Raw genomic sequence first — 21,996 nt, 5'->3', positions numbered from 1 at the left:
GATAATTGTTTTTAGGTTATATTAAAATCTTCTACTTAAGTTAAATCCAAAATATATGTCTCCGTCTGCCCAATCCCCAGAGCCCTGGCCAAGAAAGGTGTTGGTATTCATGCCTTCTGCATTAGTGAAATGCATTTGAAATACATGCCCGCCAGTTTCTAAATCTACACCAATGGATAACGGGTTTTTAAAAGGAGAATTGTCGGCTCTGTTAAAGTGGAGTCCATAATCTACATTAAGAGACCAACGTTTACTAAGTTTATAGCGCCCGCCAAGTCCCAAAGCATATTGTGTGTTATTCTGCTCGTCTACAACAACAAAATTGTCATGAAATACGGTTGGTGCCAACTCTAAAGACAGGTTAGAGTTAAACTTTCTTGCAATTAATACCTGTGTCGTATAGCCAATACGGTGTTTAAATTCTAGCAATGGATAACTAGCTTCATCTAACCCTGTGTTTATTAGAATTGAATTAAATCCAACAATAGTAAAAGGGAATCCGTTTTTTTGTTGCTTAAGCAATTTGTATTTTATAGCACCTTCGTATATTTTTTGAAAAGAGCTTCTAGATACACTTATGTTTAGGTTATCACTGATACCGTAAATAAAGTTGATTCTGGTAACAGCATCATCCAGACCAAAAAACGTATCTATACCGTTTTTTAAACTTCCAAACCTATGGGCAATTACCAAAGTCATCTCCTTATCTGCCACTAATTTAGTCGATTCAAAATTTACAATTTTTAAACCCTTAAATGTTGCGGTTTCATAGGAGTTATCTGTTGTATTTGTGTCTATCTCAGAAAGCAAATCGTCTTGAGAAAAGATGATTAAAGGGACGAAATATATTAGGTAGAATAAATTCTTCATTTTTTAATAATAACTAAAAGGTTTAAAGTTTTACAAATCGTTTTGTTTCTACTTTTTCAAAAGCAACTAATTTAATAAGATAAATCCCATTGCTTAAACTGGAAACATCTATAGATTCATCAAGTTTCGAAATATTTTGATTAAGAACTTCTTTACCTAAAGCATTGTAAATTTTTACCTCGGCAGATAAAAAACTGTTTGAAGATTCTATATTGAGATTTGTAGATGTGGGGTTTGGAAATATTTTAAAATTGTTGGAAGCCAAATCATTTACGCCAAGTGTTATGCCATTATTTCCTTGTATTCCTCTGTTACCACCTCCATGGTTGCTAATGGTAAACGAAGAGCTACCTCCTCTGGCCCAAACTAAATCTACAGAGGCATCACTTGTAGAAAAAACGTAATCGTTGGTTTCGCCGGTATTTAAACTTCTGGTAGCAACAAGAGTTCTAACTCCAGAAGTTGTGTTATTAGAGGATATTGACCAATCTTGATTAGAGTCTAAAATAGGTAAAGAACCAATTCCTTGAAAAGTTCTATCGGTTAAATTTGTACCGTCAAAAATAACAACATCCCCTCCACTTGTCATAGAATCTACCCCAAACCCTAATCCTAACCATCTATCACTTGGTCCAACAAGTGTTAATGTAACTTGGGTTGATGTAATATCAATTTGTGCCGAATATTCTAATCCAGAAGTTGTTGAAAGCGTGACCGTGCCTGTTGAGAATGTTTGAGCAAAAGACCACAAACTTATCAGACATAAAAATAATGTTAGTGTAATTTTTTTCATAGGATCAGTTTTTAAAAAGATTTAATAGTTCTTGATTATTACTAAGTAGTGCATGGTCATAAGGGGTTTTGCCATTGTTGTCTTTAAGGGTGTAATCAGCACCATTGTTAATTAAAAGTTCGGATATTTTAACGTTTTTAAACTGTACAGCGTAATGTAGAGCTGTAGTACCATTTATATCTGCTATGTTAGGATTAGCTCCTTTTTCTATTAGTATTTTGCTAATGCTCAAATTTTGCTTTACAACTGCTGCCATGAGCGGAGTGCCATCTTCACTTGTGCCATTAATATTATCTACTTTATCTATTAGGAACCTTACTACATTAAAATTTCCATGATAACAAGCTAAAATTAGTGGCGAATATCCGGCAGGATTTAGTCTATTTATAGCATCTGGATCCTCGCTATAAATTTTTTCAATTTGGTCTAAAGTTCCCTTACGGCACACATCGAAAACGTTATTTTGAGAATTTACTAATAACATACTTAAACTGATTAATATAGTTGATAATAAAGTTTTAATTTTCATGGTTTTATACTGCATTGATCTAGTTTTATTTCTTCTAACAAATCGTCATAGCCTATGCAACGGCCTTTGATGGTTAATTTTTGATTTGTTTTTATTTCATCTTTAATAGGATTTAAAAACTGACAAAAAATATTGCCATCAATAACTATATTAGAGGTATTTACCTCTGTAACATCACCCTTAACTTCAATGGTTTTATTTAAATATTTTTTTTCAGAATCTGAGGGTGCAACTGCAAATTCATTGGATAATTCTGTTGAGGTAAATGAGAATTCCGCTTTTTCAGTTTCAATATCTCTGTGATCCTTATAAACGTAGTTGTATATAAGTACACCTATAAGTATTGGAATTAGCGCAATGATTAGTTTCTTTTTCATTTTAGTTTTTTAAAACTGCTTCGCCTTTTACAGCCGAAGCAGTGTGCTAGTTCATCTAGTAGCTTTTAGATGATGAAACTTTTCTTTTTCATAGAAGTTATTACTAGCATATTTTAAGTTACTCACAAACATTGTTATACCTTAATCTATTGTTGTAACCAACTCTTAAATCTATTTTGTTTTCTGTGTATTCCGCTATTTCATGTAGTCTCCAATCTGCATTACAATAATCTAAACCAGGTACATTAATGGTTACCGTAATGTTGTTTCCTTCACCCGAAGCAACCCAAGTCCCATAAGCACTGGTTCCTCCCCAGTACACACCTAAATTTCCATTGCTGTAAAAGTTAAAGGTATAGCCATCATAAACATCATCTAGATCATTGCCATAACGTTTAAGTTTATCAACAGTCCATGAATTACATGTTGTTAAAATGTCTGCCAATTCGGTAACGTTACAATCATCGCAATCGTCATCATTATAGTTAAAATCATCGTCTTCATCACAACTATCCTTGTACATACTGATAACTCTGGCGAGATCGATAAAGTTGAAAATGTTAATTTGAGTATTGTCAAATAAAGTGACTGAGATAGGGAAATTCAATGCTACTAAATCGGTATTATTTAAATTTTCAAGAAATTGAAACAATTCTTCATCGGTAGAAAAAGAAATATTATCAAGGTTACCACTAATAGTATTTGCAATAGAACCCGTAATCGGATAATTAAAATCTAAACATTCAATATCATCATCCTTCACATTTTCACCTTTGCAAGTAGTTTTATAACTGGCTAATTCATTGGGAGTACTTATAGTTACTTCTGTAAAATCGCTGAGTGTTAATGTTATGGGGTATGTAATATTTAACTCGTCAATATCATCATCAGATTCATCAAAAATATACTCAACAATTTTATAGTCTTCTTTGGCAGTTACATTAATTTTGGTTCCATTGGCGGTAACTTCAATAGGTAAATTAATATTAAAACAGTTAGCCGAATCTAAGATGTTATCTTTAGAACCATCATTACTAGTAACATTTTTCATGAGGTTAGTAATCGTTGAGCTTTTTGTTAATGTTTCTTCCTCTGGGGCTTCAATAAATTCCATGTTCTCTTTTCTGCACCCAGCTAAGACTAACAGTGAAAAAAAGAGTATTACGGTGTAAAAGGAGTTTATTTTCATATGTAAAAGCGTGTTGCCTTTATATTAAAACAATTAACTTTTTAAATCTCCTGAAAAAAAGTTAAATATTTTTTTACATAACTTTAGCCAAAAACTAAAATTGGCTACAGAACTTCATAAAGATATTTGCAAGGAGAAAGTATTTGAAGGTATCTATAATAGATACATTAAAGATTTACAGAGTTTTTTATTTTATAAATATGGAGATGTATCTAATCCCGAAGATATAGCGCAAGAAGCGTTTGTTAAATTATGGGGTAATTGTAAATCGATAACAGCATCTAAGGCCAAATCTTTTTTGTATACCGTTGCAAATAACTTAGCGCTTAATAGTGTTAAACATAACAAAGTTGTTTTAAAGTACAAACAAAAACGCCCAAAGCATTACACCAATGAATCTCCAGAGTTTTTGTTAGAAGAAGAAGAATTTTTAAAGAAGTATCAGAGAGTTTTAGAAGATTTAAAAGAAGAACATAGAGTGGCTTTTTTATTAAGTAAAGTTGAAGGTAAAAAGCATAGTGAGATTGCCGAGCTATTAGGTGTTACGCAAAAAGTTGTAGAGTACAGAATTTATACGGCTTTTAATACTTTGAAAAGTGAATTAGGAGAATTTAGAATAAAATAATCAGGAGATTTTAAATGTTGGTTGTTATATAAGTAGATGATGAGATTATGAAAAATGATGATTTATTAAAAAAATGGCTTAATAATGAACTTACTGATGTTGATAAACAGCAATTTAGTGAGCAGGAAGATTATGCCTTTAATGAAAGAATCTTAGAAGGCGCAAAGCATTTTAAAGCTTCTGAAATTTATACAACTAAGAATTTTGAGTCCTTCAAAAGCTATTATGACCAAAAAAAGCCAGTTAAGAAATTAGCAAGTTTTAATAGGTTTTTAAGGATAGCAAGTGTTATAGTTGTTGGCTTAGGCCTTTATTTTGCAATGTTTACTAATGATTCTGGAAGTGTACAAACCTTGGCAGGAGAAAAAACAACGTTTGAATTACCAGATAGTTCTATAGTAGAATTAAATTCTTTGTCTTCAGTGACGTATAACCCTAAAACTTGGGAAACAGAGAGGACTTTAAAACTTGATGGTGAAGCCTATTTTAAAGTTGAAAAAGGAAGTGCCTTTAAGGTGAAAACTAAGGCAGGATATGTTACTGTTTTAGGAACTCAGTTTAATGTAAAACAACGTGAAAAATATTTTGAAGTACAGTGTTTTGAGGGTGTTGTTAGTGTTGAAGTAGATACCCTATATAGGAAACTTAAGGCTGGAGATATTTTCTTAATTTTAAATGATAATTTTAAAGAAAGTAAAACCTTGGATACTTTTCCAATGTGGACTAAAAATATGAGTGATTTTAAAGCGGTACCTGTGGCGCATGTTTTATCAGAGATTGAAAGACAATATAATGTGCAGGTAGTGCATCAAAATACGAATATAGATAGATTGTTTACAGGTAGTTTTCCTCATGATAATTTAGAAGAGGCTTTAACTTCTATTACCCAACCTTTAAGTTTATCATTTTCAATAAGTAAGTCTAACCTGATTACAATTCATGGCAGGCAAAATAAGTAAAATTGGGCTTGCTTTAGGTTTCTTGTTTTTCTTGTCTATTAATCTAAAAGCTCAAGAAGAAAATAAACAAAAGACCTTATCCGAAATCATTATCGTATTAGAAACTAGGTTTAACGTTACTTTCAATTATGCTGAAGATATTGTTAAAAACATAAGGTTATTTGCACCAGATGCAGAAATGAGTTTAAAGAACACATTAGTGTATCTGGAAGGCAATACGGCTTTAACATTTTCTACTTTAAATGAGACTATTGTTCTTATAAAGCCCAAACCTAAAGATTATCCGTTTATTTGCGGTTATCTAAAAGACCAAAATGGCAGTCCTATTTCCCGTGCATTGGTGCAATCTTCAAAGTTTAGGGTTACAAGTAACGACAATGGTTTTTTCAGTATAAAAACAACCGGGGGTGAAAGTAAAATTAAAATTGAGCATTTAGGTTTCAAAACCTTAGAAAAAACATTTTCAGAACTTAACTCCGAGGGCTTATGTCCTGAATTACGTTTACAACAGGAATTGCAGCCATTATCTGAAGTTGTGATTTCTAATTACTTAGCAACAGGAATTAATAAAATTAGTAATGGTTCCTTTGAAATTGATTTTTCTAAATTCAATATTCTACCTGGGCTAATAAATAATGATGTATTACAGTCAGTACAAGCATTTCCTGGTATTATTAGCGCCAATGAAACGGTTTCAAATATTAATATTAGAGGAGGAACTCACGATCAAAATTTAATTCTTTGGGATGGTATAAAAATGTATCAATCTGGTCATTTTTTTGGTCTCATTTCCATGTATAATCCCAACATTACCCAAAAAGTAGTTTTAAGAAAAAATGGTAGCGATGTAAGTTATACCGATGGTGTTTCGGGATCTATATTAATGAAAACTGAAGAAAAAATTAATGATAGTTTTAAAGGTAGTGTAGCCCTTAATTTAACCAATGTTAATGCCTTTGTTGATACGCCATTAGGGCGTAAATCATCGTTGCAAATTGCAGGAAGAAAATCTATAAGCGAAGTTTTGGAGACACCAACCTATAAGTCTTTCTTTAAAAGAATTTCTCAAAACACTGAAGTGGCTAATAACGTCATGGCAATTTCAAATACAGATGAGGCTTTTAATTTTTACGATACTTCTTTACGGTGGATTTATAGAATTAACGACAATGAAGAATTACGTTTAAATTTTATTGCAGCACATAACAAATTACGGTTCAATGAGAATGCAGTCATTTATGATGAAACAGAATCTAGGGCCAGTGAGTTAACTCAAAATAGTATTGCAGGTGCGTTGTTTTACAAGAGACAGTGGAGTTCTAAATTTCAGACCATTTTTGAAATTTATGAGACAGATTATAAGCTCAAAGCGTTAAATGCCAATATTCTTGAATCTCAACGATTTTTACAGGAAAATGTGGTCTCTGAAACTAGCTCTAAATTGAATGCTAATTATAGATTTTCAAATACATCGAATATTTTATTTGGCTACCATTTCGTAGAGACTGAAATTACTAATTTAGATGATGTAGATAATCCAATTTACAGACTATTAGTTTCGGAAGTTTTAAGGACTCATGGGGTTTTTAGTCAGTTTAATTATAAATCTAAAGTTGGAACTACCAATTTTAATTTAGGTTTAAGATATAATTACATTAGTAAATTTAAAAAGGCACTTTTAGAACCTCGCTTTAGTTTTATGCAACGGTTTGCTAATCATTTTACATTTGAGTTGTTGGGTGAATTTAAGCATCAAAACACCTCTCAAATCATTAATTTTCAAAGTGATTTCTTGGGTATTGAAAACAGGAGATGGCAATTGTCAAATAACAACGATATTCCCATCATTCGAAGTAAACAAGTTTCGGCTGGTATAAATTTTAATCAAAGCAATTGGTTAGTTAGTGTTAAAGGGTATTTAAAAGATGTAGATGGCATAACTTCCCAAAGTCAGGGTTTTCAAAATGATTACCAATTTGTTAGGAGTAAAGGAAGTTATGAATCTTACGGGTTAGATGTTTTAATAAGAAAGCAGATTGATAATTTTAATGTTTGGCTAAGTTATTTTAATTTAAATAGTACCTATAAGTTCTCGGAGTTAGAAACAGGTTCATTTCCCAGTAATTATAGTATTGCTCATGCAATAACCTTTGGAGCCAATTATACGGATGCTAAATTGAAACTATCTGCAGGACTAAATTGGCATTCGGGTAAACCTGTTACCTTTCCTGTGGAAGGAAATGAAGTAACTGCAAATAGCATTAATTTTGAAGATACTAATGCCTCTTCGCTTAAGGATTATTTAAGGCTTGATGTTTCGGCTTTATACAACTTTAAATTAGGAAATAAAACCACGGCAATAGCTGGTTTGTCAGTTTGGAATGTATTAAACCAAAGCAATGAATTAAATACCTTTTATAGTTTGGATAATGATGTGCTTAATGAAACAGTGCAGCAGTCTTTAGGCTTTACGCCAAACGCGGTATTTAAGGTACAGTTTTAAAGCTCTAGCTTAACGTTATGTGCTTTTATAGTTTCTAGGTGTTCTTCCACTTTAAATTCCGAAGACTTAAATTTAGTTGTTCTGTGTCTAGATTGTTCTTGTCTTGCAATACTTCTAGCAAAACGTCTAATACTTTGTTCGCTATCTAGAATTAAACCTGGTACGGGAGCGTTCTTACCATCTTTGTCTTTGGCCACCATAGTAAAGTAGGAGGAGTTGCAATGTTTTACCTCTCCAGATTGAACATTCTCAGATTCTACCCTTAAACCAATTACCATAGATGTTCTTCCTGTATAGTTTACAGAGGCCTTTAGGGTAACAAGTTCTCCAACTTCTATAGGATTTAAAAAATCTACTCTATTAACCGAAGCTGTAACACAATAGTTTTGTGAATGTTTAGAGGCACAGGCAAAAGCAATTTGGTCCATAAGGTTTAAGATATGACCACCATGTATTTTACCACTAAAATTAGAATGTGCTGGTAACATTAATTCTGTAATAGAAACTTGAGATTCTTTAGGGTGTTTAAACATTTTTTAAACGAATAGGTTATACGTAACTCCTGTTAAAATGGCTATGCCAAAACTAATTAGTGTTCCGATTAACATGTATTCTGTAAGTTGTCTTTCTTTAGAGTCTTTCAAATCTTTAAATCTAAAAACAGATTTAGCTGTAATTAAAAATCCAACAGCTTCCCAGTGACCTACAATAATAAAAACAAACACTAATAAGCGCTCTAAAATACCAATATATTTACCAGCATCTTCTAGTGAATCTTCATTTTTAGTGAGTTCTAAAATATTCCACTTTAAAAAAATGGTTTTCATAATTATTGATGCAGGAATTGTTAAAAACAGCAAACAGGTAACTAGTAAAATGTTATGATACGTTAAGACATTATTTATGTTAAATCCGCTTCTGGAATGAGCAAAATATACGACAGCTATAACCAAAATATGAGCTATTTGATCTAAAAAGAATAAACGTCTTTTGTTAGTGTCATTTTGAAATGAAAGTTTAAGTGCATCAATTATAAAATGTGAAATTCCAATTATTAATGGAACATACCATAATCTTAAATTCCAAAGTAATAAAGCTGTAATAGCAATATGAATTAATACGTGAATATAAAGCTTGCCAGATTTTAGTTTTTTTTCTTCTTTTTCTTTTACCCATGTTGCTGGTTGTAAAAAAAAATCTGCAAGGATGTGGGCTAAGAATAGTTTTAAAAATAGCATCATAGGTTACTGAGTTTTTGTTGGTACATTTGGTTTAATTCTAACATATGTTCTAATCCAGCGCGCTTTTGTCGTTTACTTATAGCATCCTGTTTGGTGCCTATTATTTCAGATAAATCTTTTTGTTTGGCTTTTGGATGTTCTATACTTAATTTAACAGTTTCAGCAGAGTTAACAGTCCAGCTATCCATTGTTGTTAAGGCCAGTTTAAAGTATAGGTTTAGTTCTTTATTAATAGTATTATTAGGAGTTTTTATTAAAAGGTTTTGCTTTTCCTTTTTTAAAGATTCTAAAGTTTCCCCCGAGAAAATAAAGGCCTCACCATTAGACTCTGTAACAGATTTACCATTGTACGTCTTATTACCAATGCCAATTGCTAGTCTTACATCTAAACCTTTAATAGTCTTTATACAAGCTTTGATATAGATGGCATTAAGAAAACTATTGGCGATTTGTGGTATTTCAATTTGAAAACTATCGCCTCTGTAAACTTCCCAATAAGCTGTATTTGGGGAAATCGTAGTTAAGGCATTTTTTAGAACATCCATCCAAATGTTTGGGTTTGCTCCTCTAGATTTGATAATATCGCCTGTAATTACGCTTGTCATTTTTTATTCCTTTTTTGTGGAATTTTTTAAAATATTCCTTTTTTGTGGAATATTTAAATTTATTCCTTTTTTATGGAATATTCAAATATATTATGTTTTAGTGTGAAAAGCAAAAAATATTTAGTTTTTAGGCAGGGTAAATTACTCTTCTTCAGCGCGTTTTATAATAGCTTCTGGTAGTGATTTTTTAGCTTTAGCCCCCATTTTCTTCAGCTTTTCAACACTAGTAATGAGGTTTCCACGTCCGTCTACTAATTTGTTCATAGCTGCAGAATAATCTTTTTTAGCATCATCAATTCGCTTACCAACACCCGTTAGATCTTTTACTAAACCTTCAAATTTATCATAAAGAGCTCCGGCCTGTCGCGCTATTTCCATGGCATTACGTTGCTGTTTTTCATTGTTCCACATAGAATCTATGGTACGAAGGGTAGCTAGCAGTGTAGAAGGCGTTACGATAACAATGTTTTTTTCAAAAGCTTTGTTATAAATGCTGTTATCTTCATTTACAACCACAGCAAATGCAGGTTCTATAGGAATGAACATAAGTACAAAATCGGGAGATTCTATATCATATAGGTCTTGATAGTTTTTAGCAGATAACTGCTCCACATGTTTCTTAACAGAGTTGGTATGTGCTTTTAAATACACGTCCTTTTGGTCTTCATCTGCATTTACCAAACGTTCATAATCTGTTAAAGAGACCTTACTGTCAATGATCATTTTTTTGTTGTCTGGTAGGTGTAGCACCACATCTGGTAAAACACGAGTGCCATCTTCTCTTGTAAAACTTTGTTGAACAAAATACTCACGATCTTTCTCTAAACCAGATTTTTCTAAAACACGCTCTAATACCAGCTCTCCCCAATTTCCTTGCATTTTACTGTCGCCTTTTAGGGCACGTGTTAAGTTGGTAGCTTCTTTGGTCATTTGTTGGTTAAGGTCTTTTAAACCTAACAATTGCTCTTTTAAAGCAGAGTGCATACTAATACTTTCCTTTTGAGATGCCTCAACCTTCTTTTCAAACCCTTGGATTTTCTCCTGTAATGGGGTCAAAATGTTCTTAATATTTTCCTTGTTTTGTTCGGTGAACTTATTAGATTTTTCCTCAAGAATTTTGTTAGCAAGCAACTCAAAATCTTTACGAAGTTGTTCTTGGCGCTCTTCTAATTCTTTATCTCTTTTTATATTTTGTTGCTGAAGGTTTTCGTATTCAGAATTCTTCCTAGTTAATTCGTTACTTAAAAACTCTTTTTCACGCCTTATCTCTTCTCGTTCTTTTTCAGTTTTTAAAACAGCTTCTTTTAACTCACTTATTTGAAGGCTGAAATTGGTGTTTTGTTTTTCATTTTCAGCTTCTGAAAGTTGCTTAAAATCATTTAATTGCTGTTGTAGATTGGTATTGCGTTCTTCGAGAGTGCTTTTTTCACTTTTACTTTTAAGTTTTGAAATTAACATACCCACGTAGGCTCCAATACCTGCAGAAATTAGGATAGCTAGAATAAGAATTAAACTGTCGTTCATTAAAAAATTAAGTTTAAATCAAAGATAATTTTTTAACCCGAAAATCATGTTTAAAAAACCGAACTATTTATTTCAATATCGGCATGTTCCCAAGCCTTATTAAACTCTCTTTTTATTTTTTCAGCGTCCTTTAACTTGTTCTGAGCTTTTAAGCTGTTGTATAGTCCAATTAAAGACCACCCATTTTGTCTATTTACAGCCAAGTCTTCGTTGTAAATAGTTTCCGCAGCTTCATATTTTTTTATGTTCATTAGCGCATTTCCCAAGTTTTGACGGGTAGGTATGTGCCACGGTGATGGTTCTGTGTAGGCTAGGCGGTCTTCAATTTCAACAGCATTTTTAAAATTAGCAATAGCAACGTTATAGTTGTTTTGCGATGCTGCCAATTCTCCAGCTACAATATAATAAGCAATATCGGCTAACTCCGATGTTGGATTGTTAGGAACGGCAATTAAAGATTCTAGCTCTTCATCATCCTGCAAAATTTTTATGGCAGCCAGTTCTTTTTGAGTCTTCTCTATATTGCCTTTTTTTATAAAAGCAATACCTCTGGCATAATGTCTAATTAGGTTTAGGTGCTTAATGTCTTTTTTCGGAGCTGGAAATGTTAAAATATCATTCCATTTTCCAAACCTAACGTAAGCCAATAATGGAGTAGAAGCAAAGTCTTGTAAAAAAGGCATTTCTAAATACTCGCCCACGGGTACTTTTTCGGCTGTTTTTTTTGCAGCATCTATTGCCAATTCACTATCACCGAGTAAGCTTGCCGAGGACCATAAAAAATGAATATTATGCGGATAATATGCTAAAGGGTATAATCCTTGAGAAAAGCACTGTGATATGTAATCTTCATCGGCTAAAATGGCTTTTTGGTTAGCAATAACCGCGTCTTTATATCTACCTACTCTAATATAAATATGTGACGGCATATGGACTATATGTCCGGCTCCCGGCATTAAAGATGCTAATTGATCTGCACTTTTAACACCCATATCTGGAAACGGTAGTTCTACCATATGAATGTAATAATGATGCGCTCCAGGATTCTCAGGTTTTAATGTGATTGCTTTTTCTAAAGCCGTTTTTGCCTTATTAATATTAGGTGATGGGTTGCCATCTTTATCCCAATAATTCCAAGGGACTGTATTCATTACGGATGCTGCGTATAAAATGAGAATATTGGCATTGTTAGGGTGGCTACTAGCTACGTTTTCCATGGCGTTCATATAGCTTAGATTTAACTCTGAAACATCTTTGTCTAAATCTTTACTATACCTTTTAGCTAGCGCATTAATTAATGCTTTTTCTTTAGTATTTGCTTTATCCAAAAGTGATGTGGCTAAATCTATAGCTTTATTAATCTGTTCTTTGCGTTCCTCTGATGGTAGTGGATCATTAATATTTGGCCCCAAAGCAAAAGCTTGTCCCCAATAAGCCATTGCCATGTCTGGGTCTAGTCTTGCTGCCTCCATAAAAGATCTATGTGATTCGGCATGATTAAAAGCATAAGCTAGTTTTAAACCTTGATCAAAAAAAGCTTGGGCTCTTTTACTTTTTGTTGTTACAGGAAAATGAAGGTTGCCTAGATTTTTGAATAAAGGAGATATTTGTTTAGTACTATCTATAACTTTCAACAAGAATTTTGAAGGTGTACAGGAAATTGAGCTAGTAACTAGATTTGATGTTTTCGGGTAAATCGTTTTTTCTGAACTATTTACTTTCAAATAGATAAGAACAATAATTAATGTACTACTTAAGGAGAGTAATAATTTAGTTTTCATTTTTTTACGATTTAAATTAATAACAAAACAACTGAGTCATTAAAGGCTCTTAAATGACGTTATAGCTATTAATTAGAAAGTAAAAGGGGTAATCTGTTGAATTTAAACTTGTTGTAAGGTAGTGAATATTGTTTAAATATTATTTTTTAACCTTAAAACTTCCTGAAGTTTCATCAAAAGCAATTAAATCTTTGGGGAAAAGTTGGTTAAAAGTTCCTTTGGAAATGAGGTTGCATGGTGTGTCTGAAACAACAGTATTCTCACTCATTACAATCAATTTATCACATAACTGTATTGCTAAATCAATTTCATGAGAGGAGAATAAAATGGTCTTATCTGTTTCTTTGGCTAGTTGCTGAAGCAATTTTAGTGTATAAGCCTTGTGATACATGTCAAGATGTGTGGTGGGCTCATCTAGAATAATTAAATCCGTGTCTTGAACTAGGGCACGAGCAATCATTACTTTTTGTAGTTGTCCATCACTAAGTTCATAACATTTTTTATCTTTTAAATCTTGAATATTTATTTGATTTAAGGCTCTATTAATTAACTCAAAATCTTTAGTTGTTAAGTTTCCAATCCAATTGGTATAGGGCTGTCTTCCTAGAGCTACTAATTCAAAAACAGTGAAGTTTTTCGAAACTAAAGGTTCTGTAAGCACTAAGCTTAATGCCTTGGCTAACGCAATACCAGTATAGTCAGAAATGTTTTTGTTATTTATTACAATGGTGCCTTTTAAAGGAGATTGAACTTTAGTAAGTGTTCTTAGTAACGTTGATTTACCAATACCATTAGCACCGATTAACCCTACTAATTCGCCTTTATGTAATTCAATATTAATATTTGAGGCGATAGTGCTAGCCTTCTTTTTAGAGGCGTAACCTACAGATAGATTTTCGGTTTTTAAAACGATATGTTTTTTCTTTTCCTCCATTAAAACATCATTTTTCGTTTTCTAACCAATAACCAAATAACCACAGGAGCACCTACTAATGAAGTAATGGCATTTATTGGTAAAGTATAATCACTGCTCGGGAGCTGAGAAATACTATCGCAAATAAGCATAATTAAAGCACCGGATAAAAATACAGCAGGTAAAAGAATCTTATGGTTCGAGGTATTAAACAGCTGTCTTGTAATATGAGGTATGGTTAGTCCAATAAAGGCTATAGGACCAGTAAATGCAGTTATTGTTCCGGCTAGTAAGCTTGTAGATATAATAATTAACAACCGACTCCTTTTAATGTTTACCCCTAAACTTACAGCGTAATTTTCTCCTAACAAAAGACTATTGAGCGTTTTTATTGAAGTGATGCTAATTAAAATACCTATTACATAAATGATGAATAAAATAGTTACTTCATTCCATGCCAAATTGCCTAAGCTACCAAAACCCCAAAAAAAGTATTGTTGTAACTCTTCGGCAGTACTAAAATAGGATAGAATATTTACCACAGCAGCAGCAATACTGCTAAACATTAAACCAATAATTAAAATTGCCATAGTATCTCTAACCTTTGAAGATATAATTAGCACGATTAGAAGCACTAAGAAACTACCTAAAGTAGCCGAAATAATAATACTCCATTTAGATGCCAAAATGCCTAAGAGGATACCTCCAAACAATGAGGCTCCCATAGTAACGATAGCTACTCCTAAACTAGCTCCAGATGTTATACCTAAAACAAAAGGACCAGCCAAAGGGTTTCTAAAAAGGGTTTGCATTAAAAGTCCCGAAATACCTAATCCAGAGCCAACAATAATAGCGGTAATCGCTTTAGGTAATCTATAATCTAAGACAATATGTTGCCATGAGGTATGTTCTCCTTTTCCTAGAAATATCTCAAATATAGCCTTGTTTGGTATAGAGAGCGACCCCAGACTTATGTTCAGAAAAAAGCATACTACTAAAAGGGTAAATAGTATTGTAAAATGAATATGATACTTTTTTGTTTCTGCCAATTAATCTAAACGTTTAAAAAAGAAATTGTTGTAATCTTCTAATAAATTGGGATGCGCTATGTTTATAATATCCTTTAAGATTAAATCTGGTCGCAATGGCCCTAATTCGTAATACAATAGTCCGCCACCTGGTCCAATTTTGTTGGTGTAGGTATAAATGTTATTCGTTTTAAACGCTTCAAAATAGCTGTAACCCTTATGTTGTTCAATCATTTGACTTTTTGTTTGAAATGATCCAGCTCCTATCCAGAATTGAGCACCCTGAGCTTTGTCTAATACGTTTTCAAAATTTAACTGAAGGCTCCCATTAGCATTACTGTCTTTCCAAAGATAATCAACATTGGCGTCTTCTAAATATTTTGCAACAAAGCTCTTGCCTCCTGGTACATTCCATACATCTTTAAACATTGATCCAGAAAATACAACAGGCTTGTTATTTACATTGGCAGCAAGTTCTTTTGCTTTTAAATAACTGGATTCTATGGTATTAAAAATACTGTCAGCTTCTTTTTCTTTATTAAAAAATGCAGCTATAAACTTTATCCATTCTGCACGCCCTAAGGGATGTTTTTCAGTCCAGGCACCATCTAAAACAACTGGAATTTCAAATTTTTCAATTTGATTTAAGGTTTTATTATTTCCGTTAACAGAGAAGCCCACTACCAAATCTGGTTGTAAATCTATTAGTAATTCCATGTTTAGGTCTAAATCACTATTAAGATCTTTAATTTCACCAGTATCTATTCTAGATCTTGTTTTCTCCGAAGAAATAAATTTAGTATTAGGAAAGCCAACGAGTTTATTATCAATATTTAAATATTCTAAAGTTGGGATGTTGGTAGTAGACATAACGACTACATTTTCAACAGGCAACTGAACTAAAGCATTAGCATTTAAAAACTCCGGATTCTTATGTCCTTCTTTACTAAGTATGTAGCGAAAAGTATCTTGGCTTTTTGGCCATGGAGAAGTCACCACAATCTCTTTATAAGATTCGTAGTTGGTAATGGAAAACCCCTTGGCATACTTTAAAGTAACTTTTTCAGATTTTTGGTCTGGCAAATTAGGCTTTTGACCATTGTCTTTTTTGCAGGCTGATAAAGCTAATGAACAAACTAAAAAAAAAGTAAATAAACGCATGGTGTTAATTTGAATTCCAAAGGTCACTATTTTTTTTGTAATACAATATACTTAGAATTACTTTTGAGCTATTAAACGTATTTAGATGAATTTTTTATGCTCTTGGAGTGGAGGAAAAGATAGTTGCTATGCTTTTTATAAAGCAAAATTATTGGGGTATCAACCTACGGTACTCTTAAATGTAATGAATGAGTACGGCGATAGGTCGCGTTCTCATGGCATTCCTAAGGAAGTATTACGTGCACAAGCAGATGCTATTAATTTACCAATTCATTTTTTTAATAGTACTTGGGAAGACTACGAGGAGAAGTATGTTAAAAATTTGAAACATATTGCCGAAAATTACCCAATAACACATACCGTTTTTGGAGATATTGATATTGAAAGTCATAGAGCTTGGGAGGAAAAAGTGTCTGTTGCAGCAAATTTAAAAGCTGTATTGCCTTTATGGCAAGGTAACAGAAAGCAGTTAGTCTTAGAGATGATTGATGCTGGTATTGAGGCTATGATTGTATCGTGTAATCAAGTCTTGGGAAAAGATTTTTTAGGTCGGACTATTGATAAAAATATAATTTCTGAATTTGAATCTTTAGGTGTTGATGCCTGTGGGGAAAATGGAGAATTTCATACGCTAGTTATTAATGCGCCTTTTTTTAAAAATAGAATCCCAGTTAAAATTCAAGATACAGCGGTTTCTAGCAATTACAATTTTGCAAATTTAAAGCTCATAGGTTAATAGCAGTATTTAGTTTAAACCCCTCTTTAGCTTTGGTAATGTGAAACACATCTCCATAATTAATTTTTATTTTAAACGAATCTTTTAAATCTAGTCGAAGGATATTAGCTAGTATAGATCTAATAGGACCAGCATGCGTTACAATAATTAATGGCTTAGGTGAAATGGTTTTAGAAATCGTTTCAAAACAAGACATCACTCTGGTGGCTAATACTGTATAAGATTCACCATTTGGAATTTGAATATTTACGAAATCTTCCATCCAGGGATTTAGTTCTTCTTCTGGAATATCATTCCAAGATTTAAGCTCCCAATGGCCAAAATTAAGTTCTTTAAGATGGTCATGAAAAGTAACATCATTGTTTAAACTTTGAGCAAGTAAAGCACATCGTTTTAATGGACTGGAAAATACTTTAACAGAACTATGTATTGGTAGTTTGCGCTTTATATTATCAAATTCTGATGGCCATGAATGGGCCAAATCTAAGTCAGCTTGTCCGTAGCAGATACCTTTTTCAATTTTAGGTGTACTGTGTCTAACTAAATAAATTTCCATAGTATAAGTAAGCTTAGGTAAAAAACAACCTCACTAAATTGTTGTACGGCTCCAGCACAATCACCTGTTTGTCCTCCGAGCCACTTTTTAAACTTAGCAGCTAAATGCATTTTAGATAGATATGTAGTTATTAAGGTTAGAAAAACAAGAGGTGTTTTAAAAAAGAATAAAGGTGCTATTCCAAAAACGCCACTAATTATTAGCATGTTTAAAGTCATGCTCTTAGCGGCTGGTTTTGCCTTACTATCATCCGTATCTCTTACATAAGGGTGCGTGTAAATAAGCGTAGTAGCTATAAACCGACTCAAGCTATGTCCAGATATCAAAACTAAAGGGATAAAGTATGGCGGTATTTCTCTTAAACTAGCAAATTTAATTGCTAGAATTAATAGTAAACCAGTAGCGCCATAGGTGCCTAATCTAGAATCTTTCATAATTAAGAGAATCTTTTCTTTAGTCCAACCACCACCTAAACCATCGCAAACATCTGCAAAGCCATCTTCATGAAAAGCACCAGTTACATATATGGTTGCAACCATACTTAACAAAACAGCAATTTCAATAGAAAATAGATATGACGAGGTGTAATAAACAATTGCTCCAATACTTCCAACAATGATACCTACTAATGAGAAATACTTTGAACTCTGTCTTAAATAATCAGCATCATGATTTACCCATTTTGGACAGGGTATTCTTGTAAAAAACATAATTGCTGTTAGGAATATTTGGAGTTCTTTTTTCATGAGTGCTCTTAATCTCTCCGTAAGGAGAAACTGTTAATTTTGAATGTATTAAAATAGTTTTTCAATTTTCTAACGTCTAACCTTGCTCAGTTTCGCCACTCACGCCAGCACTTTCAAAGCTGGCCATATCATTTAAAAAGTTAACGGCGGCTTTTAGTAATGGTATTGCCAAAGCAGCTCCCGTACCTTCTCCCAGTCTTAGACCAAGCGATAGTAAAGGCTTAACATCTAAGTATTCTAGCATTTTTTTGTGACCTTGTTCATTTGAGTTATGAGCAAAAACGCAATTTTCTAATATAGTAGTATTACTCGTTTTAGCAGCTAATAGGGCAGATGTAACAATAAAGCCATCAATAACTATGGTCATATTTAATTCAGCAGCTTTTAATAGTGCACCGTATAGCATTACTATTTCAAAACCTCCAAAAGTACTCAAGGCTTCTAAAGTGTTGTTTACATTGTGCTTTTCAAAAACTTCAGATAAAATTTTGACTTTTTTGTTAATGCCACCTTCCTTTAATCCTGTTCCCGAACCTACACATGCTTCCATAGGAAGTTTTAAAAAATAAGCCATTAAAAGAGATGCTGAAGAGGTATTACTTATTCCCATTTCTCCAAAACCAATAGTATTGCATCCTTCGTTGTAAATTTGGTGAACTATCTCACCTGATTTTTGAATGGCCTCTTCATATTGCGCCTCCGTCATTGCAGGCTCAAATTGATAGTTTTTAGTACCAAAATCTATTTTAGCATCTACGATTTCTAAATCGCTTTCAAATTGATGATTAACTCCAGCATCTACTATTTTTAAGTTAATATCATTGGTTTTACTAAAGACATTAATTGCAGCGCCTCCATTTACAAAATTATAAACCATTTGAGAGGTAACTTCTTGGGGAAAGGGATTAACTTCTCCCATTTTGGCTATACCATGATCTCCAGCAAATATTACAATGGTTGGTTTAGTAATTTGTGGGCTTTTGGTATTTTGAATACAACCAATTTTAAATGCTAAAGACTCTAAATCTCCAAGAGCACCTAGAGGTTTAGTTTTTAAATCAATCTTATGTTGAAGTGCTGTTTTAAATTCAGTTGAAATACGCATCTTATTTTAAAGTTAAAGGGATTCCAGAAACCATTAGAGTAGCTTTGTCAGCATATTTTGCAATATGTTGATTCATCCAGCCTTGTAGCTCGGTAAATTTTCGGCCAATTTCTGTTTGTGCATGTACGCCCATTCCAATTTCATTAGAAATGATAATTATAGTGGCATCAATATGTAATAATTTGTCGAATTCATTTTTTGCCTGTTCCAAAGACTTTTCAACATCATTTTTTGTGTCAACATAGAAATTAGTAAGCCAAAGTGTAACACAATCTATAACAACAACATCGCCTTTGTTTATTGCCGAAACTAAAACTTTTTCTTCCTCAACAGAAGTCCAACGTTCGTCCCTATCAGCAATATGTCTATCTATTCGTTTTCTATGATCATCGCCCCAAATACGTGACGTGGCAATGTGTTTTGGAGTCTGCGAAAGTGATAATGCTAGGTTCTGAGCATAACTACTTTTTCCAGAACGTTCACCTCCTGTTATGTAATAAATCATAAAACGGAAATCCTAAAATTTGAGTACAAAGATGATATCTTTTTTTAAGATTTAAGGGTTAAAATAGTTTTGATTATAAAAATAGGTGGTACATTTGCAGCGAATTTTGGTTTAACAAAGTCATTTAATGAGCGCTAGTAAGTATTCTAGTAAATGGCAATGTTAATTAAAAGGGAATCTGGTGAAATTCCAGAACTGTTCCCGCAACTGTAAGCTATAAAGCTTCATGTTTATACTTCAATGTCACTGGATTAAAATCTGGGAAGACCAACATGAAGACGCAAGTCAGGAGACCTGCCAAATTCAAACAAATAAGTTGAACTTTCGGGATAAAAGTTTGCGTATGATAATCCATGCGATTCTCGATTAATTATTATTAAAATGAACAAAAAAACAAGTGTTTTTGGTGTACTATGTTTTGGTATATCATTATTTGGATTTGCACAAGAAAAAACTGTAGATTCAACAAAAGTGGAACAGCTAGATGAGGTTGTAATTACAGATTCACGTTTTGCATTAAAGCGTGAGAACTCAGGAAAAACAGTAATTAAAATCTCTAGTCAAGAAATTGAACGTAACCAAGGTAGAACTGTTTCGGAATTAATTAGTGCCAAGTCTGGTATTGAAATTAATGGAAGTAGAAGTAATGCAGGACAAAATTTAGGTGTTTATGTTCGTGGCGGTAGAAACCGTCAAGTACTTGTATTGATAGATGGAATTCAGGTAAATGATCCTTCACAAATTAATGGAGAATATGATTTTAGACTATTAAATCTAAATCAAATTGAATCTATTGAAATTATTAAAGGAGCAGCCAGTACATTGTATGGTAGTGGCGCAGCTTCGGCAGTTGTAAATATTACAACTAAAAAACCTGGAGATAAGAAGATTAATGGGGTTTTCTCTTCTAGTATTGGTACCAATCAATCGGAATCTGATCAAAACTATAATATAGCTGATTTTAATAATAATGTTGCTATTAGTGGAACATTGGATAAATTCACATATCGTGCGGCATTTAACAATCGTTTTACAGATGGACTTTCGGCTGCAATTAGTGATGCTAATGAAAAAGATGTATTCTCACAGTATGGTGTTGATATTAATTTAGGGTATCAATTTAGTAAAGCATTTTCTTTAAATATTTATGGGAATTATACAGATACAAATTCTGAAATTGATGGGTTTGATTCAAGTTTTAACCTAGTAGATACAGATGATGAATTTAATAATACCCAGCATAGAGTAGGACTTTCATCTAAGTTTAAATATACAAATGGTAGTATTAATTTAAATGCTGCTTATAGTGAATATGAAAGAGAATTTATTTCTGCATTCCCTTCTACTTTTGAATCTAAAAACATTGTGGCAGACATTTATAATAAATATGTTTTTGATAAAACGTTTTACACAATAATTGGTGTAAATGCTGCTGAAAATAAAGCAACTTTTGCTGAAGAGCAAGAGTTTACAATTGTTGATCCTTATGCAAATTTTGTTTATGTATCTGATTTTGGTTTAAATGTTAATGCTGGAGCAAGATTAAATAATCATAGTGAATACGGTTCTCATTTTACCTATAATTTAAATCCTTCGTATACCCTGAAGACCACAGATAGTGGTTATACCAAATTGTTTGGTTCTTTTAGCACTTCATTTATTACTCCTTCTTTGTCGCAGTTATTTGGAAACTTTGGGCCAAATCCAGATTTAGAACCTGAAGAAAATAGAACTATTGAAGCTGGGGCTGAATTTAAATTAAATGATAATTTTAGAATTAGTGGTCTTTTCTTTTCAAGAGAGGAAACTAATACCGTATTATGGATTAATGGAGGTTATCAAAATGCAGAAGACGAGTTAAATGCTAGAGGAGTAGAGGTAGAATTGAGTGCAACGCCAGTTAATAAATTGTCAATTACTGCAAATTACGCTTTTACTGAGTATAAAGAGAGTCTTGCTAGAAGAATTCCAAAGCATAAAGCAAACTTATTATTAGGGTATGATTTATGTGAATCTACATTTGCATCGCTGTCCTATCAATACGTTCATGACAGATTTGAAAATGCCTTTGTACCAATGTTAGATAGTTTTAGTTTAGTGAACTTCTACGCTAGTCATAAAGCGTTAAAGGGAAAAATAAAATTCTTTGCTGGGATAGATAATATTTTAAATGAAGATTACGAAGATGTACCTGGTTATGTTACCAAAGGAAGAAATATTAGACTAGGGTTTCAGTTAGGTTTGTAAACT

At 32.7% G+C, this 21,996-nt stretch carries 22 protein-coding genes and 1 riboswitch; of the genes, 5 read left to right on the top strand and 17 right to left on the bottom strand.

The annotated features are described in order from the left end of the window. Nucleotides 1-21: 21 nt before the first annotated feature. From FUA24_RS02090 to FUA24_RS02070, 5 genes are all read right to left on the bottom strand, one after another. Complete coding sequence (locus FUA24_RS02090; RefSeq protein WP_148539852.1) at nt 22-870, bottom strand: DUF5777 family beta-barrel protein; 849 nt, start codon at nt 868-870, stop codon at nt 22-24. A gap of 22 nt (nt 871-892) precedes the next feature. After that, on the bottom strand, nt 893-1,663 hold the full coding sequence (locus FUA24_RS02085; RefSeq protein ID WP_148539851.1) for a T9SS type A sorting domain-containing protein: 771 nt from the start codon (nt 1,661-1,663) through the stop codon (nt 893-895). Nucleotides 1,664-1,667: 4 nt separating this feature from the next. After that, nucleotides 1,668-2,147: an ankyrin repeat domain-containing protein gene (locus FUA24_RS02080; RefSeq protein ID WP_187388133.1), complete on the bottom strand. Its 480-nt coding sequence runs from the start codon at nt 2,145-2,147 to the stop codon at nt 1,668-1,670. 41 nt (nt 2,148-2,188) lie between these two features. Further along, nucleotides 2,189-2,569: an OB-fold protein gene (locus FUA24_RS02075; protein WP_148539849.1), complete on the bottom strand. Its 381-nt coding sequence runs from the start codon at nt 2,567-2,569 to the stop codon at nt 2,189-2,191. 118 nt (nt 2,570-2,687) lie between these two features. After that, complete coding sequence (locus FUA24_RS02070) at nt 2,688-3,758, bottom strand: hypothetical protein (RefSeq protein ID WP_148539848.1); 1,071 nt, start codon at nt 3,756-3,758, stop codon at nt 2,688-2,690. 100 nt (nt 3,759-3,858) lie between these two features. Between FUA24_RS02070 and FUA24_RS02065 the strand changes: the two genes are divergently transcribed. From FUA24_RS02065 to FUA24_RS02055, 3 genes are read left to right on the top strand one after another with little or no spacing between them, the layout of a single operon-like run. Then, complete coding sequence (locus tag FUA24_RS02065; RefSeq protein WP_148539847.1) at nt 3,859-4,383, top strand: RNA polymerase sigma factor; 525 nt, start codon at nt 3,859-3,861, stop codon at nt 4,381-4,383. Nucleotides 4,384-4,430: 47 nt separating this feature from the next. Continuing rightward, nucleotides 4,431-5,342 (top strand): FecR family protein, encoded by a 912-nt coding sequence (locus FUA24_RS02060; RefSeq protein ID WP_148539846.1) that lies wholly within the window; start codon nt 4,431-4,433, stop codon nt 5,340-5,342. Continuing rightward, a complete protein-coding gene (locus tag FUA24_RS02055; RefSeq protein WP_148539845.1) occupies nt 5,323-7,845 on the top strand; it encodes a TonB-dependent receptor in 2,523 nt (840 codons plus the stop codon). The genes FUA24_RS02060 and FUA24_RS02055 overlap by 20 nt, the downstream gene beginning before the upstream one ends. On the opposite strand, the gene FUA24_RS02050 is transcribed toward FUA24_RS02055, so the two are convergent. The 8 genes from FUA24_RS02050 to FUA24_RS02015 form a co-directional block, all read right to left on the bottom strand. Next, nucleotides 7,842-8,378 (bottom strand): acyl-CoA thioesterase, encoded by a 537-nt coding sequence (locus FUA24_RS02050; protein ID WP_148539844.1) that lies wholly within the window; start codon nt 8,376-8,378, stop codon nt 7,842-7,844. The two genes, FUA24_RS02055 and FUA24_RS02050, sit on opposite strands and share 4 nt — an antisense overlap. Before the next feature lie 3 nt (nt 8,379-8,381). Further along, a complete protein-coding gene (locus FUA24_RS02045; protein WP_148539843.1) occupies nt 8,382-9,086 on the bottom strand; it encodes a DUF3307 domain-containing protein in 705 nt (234 codons plus the stop codon). Beyond that, nucleotides 9,083-9,691, bottom strand: coding sequence for a transcriptional regulator (locus FUA24_RS02040; protein WP_148539842.1), 609 nt, complete (start codon nt 9,689-9,691; stop codon nt 9,083-9,085). Before FUA24_RS02040 ends, FUA24_RS02045 begins: the two co-directional genes overlap by 4 nt. A 141-nt stretch (nt 9,692-9,832) precedes the next feature. Further along, nucleotides 9,833-11,215: a DNA recombination protein RmuC gene (gene rmuC, locus FUA24_RS02035; protein WP_148539841.1), complete on the bottom strand. Its 1,383-nt coding sequence runs from the start codon at nt 11,213-11,215 to the stop codon at nt 9,833-9,835. A 50-nt stretch (nt 11,216-11,265) separates the two neighbouring features. Further along, nucleotides 11,266-12,996, bottom strand: coding sequence for a tetratricopeptide repeat protein (locus FUA24_RS02030; RefSeq protein WP_148539840.1), 1,731 nt, complete (start codon nt 12,994-12,996; stop codon nt 11,266-11,268). Between the two features lie 139 nt (nt 12,997-13,135). Next, the gene (locus tag FUA24_RS02025; RefSeq protein ID WP_148539839.1) at nt 13,136-13,930 is read right to left on the bottom strand and encodes an ABC transporter ATP-binding protein; all 795 of its coding nucleotides are present in this window, start codon (nt 13,928-13,930) and stop codon (nt 13,136-13,138) included. Next, on the bottom strand, nt 13,930-14,958 hold the full coding sequence (locus FUA24_RS02020) for a FecCD family ABC transporter permease (protein WP_148539838.1): 1,029 nt from the start codon (nt 14,956-14,958) through the stop codon (nt 13,930-13,932). Before FUA24_RS02020 ends, FUA24_RS02025 begins: the two co-directional genes overlap by 1 nt. Then, nucleotides 14,959-16,098 carry an ABC transporter substrate-binding protein gene (locus FUA24_RS02015; protein ID WP_148539837.1) on the bottom strand — a complete coding sequence of 380 codons (1,140 nt, stop codon included), beginning with the start codon at nt 16,096-16,098 and terminating at the stop codon, nt 14,959-14,961. A gap of 85 nt (nt 16,099-16,183) precedes the next feature. Here FUA24_RS02015 and FUA24_RS02010 point away from each other — a divergent pair, with 85 nt between their 5' ends. Next, nucleotides 16,184-16,834 (top strand): Dph6-related ATP pyrophosphatase, encoded by a 651-nt coding sequence (locus FUA24_RS02010; protein WP_148539836.1) that lies wholly within the window; start codon nt 16,184-16,186, stop codon nt 16,832-16,834. Here the strand turns inward: FUA24_RS02010 and cobC are convergent. The 4 genes from cobC to FUA24_RS01990 form a co-directional block, all read right to left on the bottom strand. Further along, nucleotides 16,824-17,390 (bottom strand): alpha-ribazole phosphatase, encoded by a 567-nt coding sequence (gene cobC, locus FUA24_RS02005; protein WP_148539835.1) that lies wholly within the window; start codon nt 17,388-17,390, stop codon nt 16,824-16,826. The genes FUA24_RS02010 and cobC overlap by 11 nt on opposite strands. Further along, nucleotides 17,375-18,136, bottom strand: a complete 762-nt coding sequence (locus tag FUA24_RS02000; protein ID WP_148539834.1) for an adenosylcobinamide-GDP ribazoletransferase — start codon at nt 18,134-18,136, stop codon at nt 17,375-17,377. The genes cobC and FUA24_RS02000 overlap by 16 nt, the downstream gene beginning before the upstream one ends. 76 nt (nt 18,137-18,212) lie before the next feature. Next, nucleotides 18,213-19,241, bottom strand: coding sequence for a nicotinate-nucleotide--dimethylbenzimidazole phosphoribosyltransferase (gene cobT, locus FUA24_RS01995; protein ID WP_148539833.1), 1,029 nt, complete (start codon nt 19,239-19,241; stop codon nt 18,213-18,215). Nucleotide 19,242: 1 nt separating this feature from the next. Beyond that, nucleotides 19,243-19,746, bottom strand: a complete 504-nt coding sequence (locus FUA24_RS01990) for a bifunctional adenosylcobinamide kinase/adenosylcobinamide-phosphate guanylyltransferase (RefSeq protein ID WP_148539832.1) — start codon at nt 19,744-19,746, stop codon at nt 19,243-19,245. A gap of 137 nt (nt 19,747-19,883) precedes the next feature. Further along, a riboswitch (cobalamin riboswitch) is annotated at nt 19,884-20,062 on the top strand. Nucleotides 20,063-20,127: 65 nt separating this feature from the next. Between FUA24_RS01990 and FUA24_RS01985 the strand changes: the two genes are divergently transcribed. Beyond that, the gene (locus FUA24_RS01985) at nt 20,128-21,993 is read left to right on the top strand and encodes a TonB-dependent receptor plug domain-containing protein (protein ID WP_148539831.1); all 1,866 of its coding nucleotides are present in this window, start codon (nt 20,128-20,130) and stop codon (nt 21,991-21,993) included. Nucleotides 21,994-21,996: the final 3 nt, after the last annotated feature.

The sequence above is a fragment of the Seonamhaeicola marinus genome, from assembly GCF_008085455.1.
Note: the sequence above shows the minus strand (reverse complement) of the source record. Positions and strands in the feature narration are given on the sequence as shown.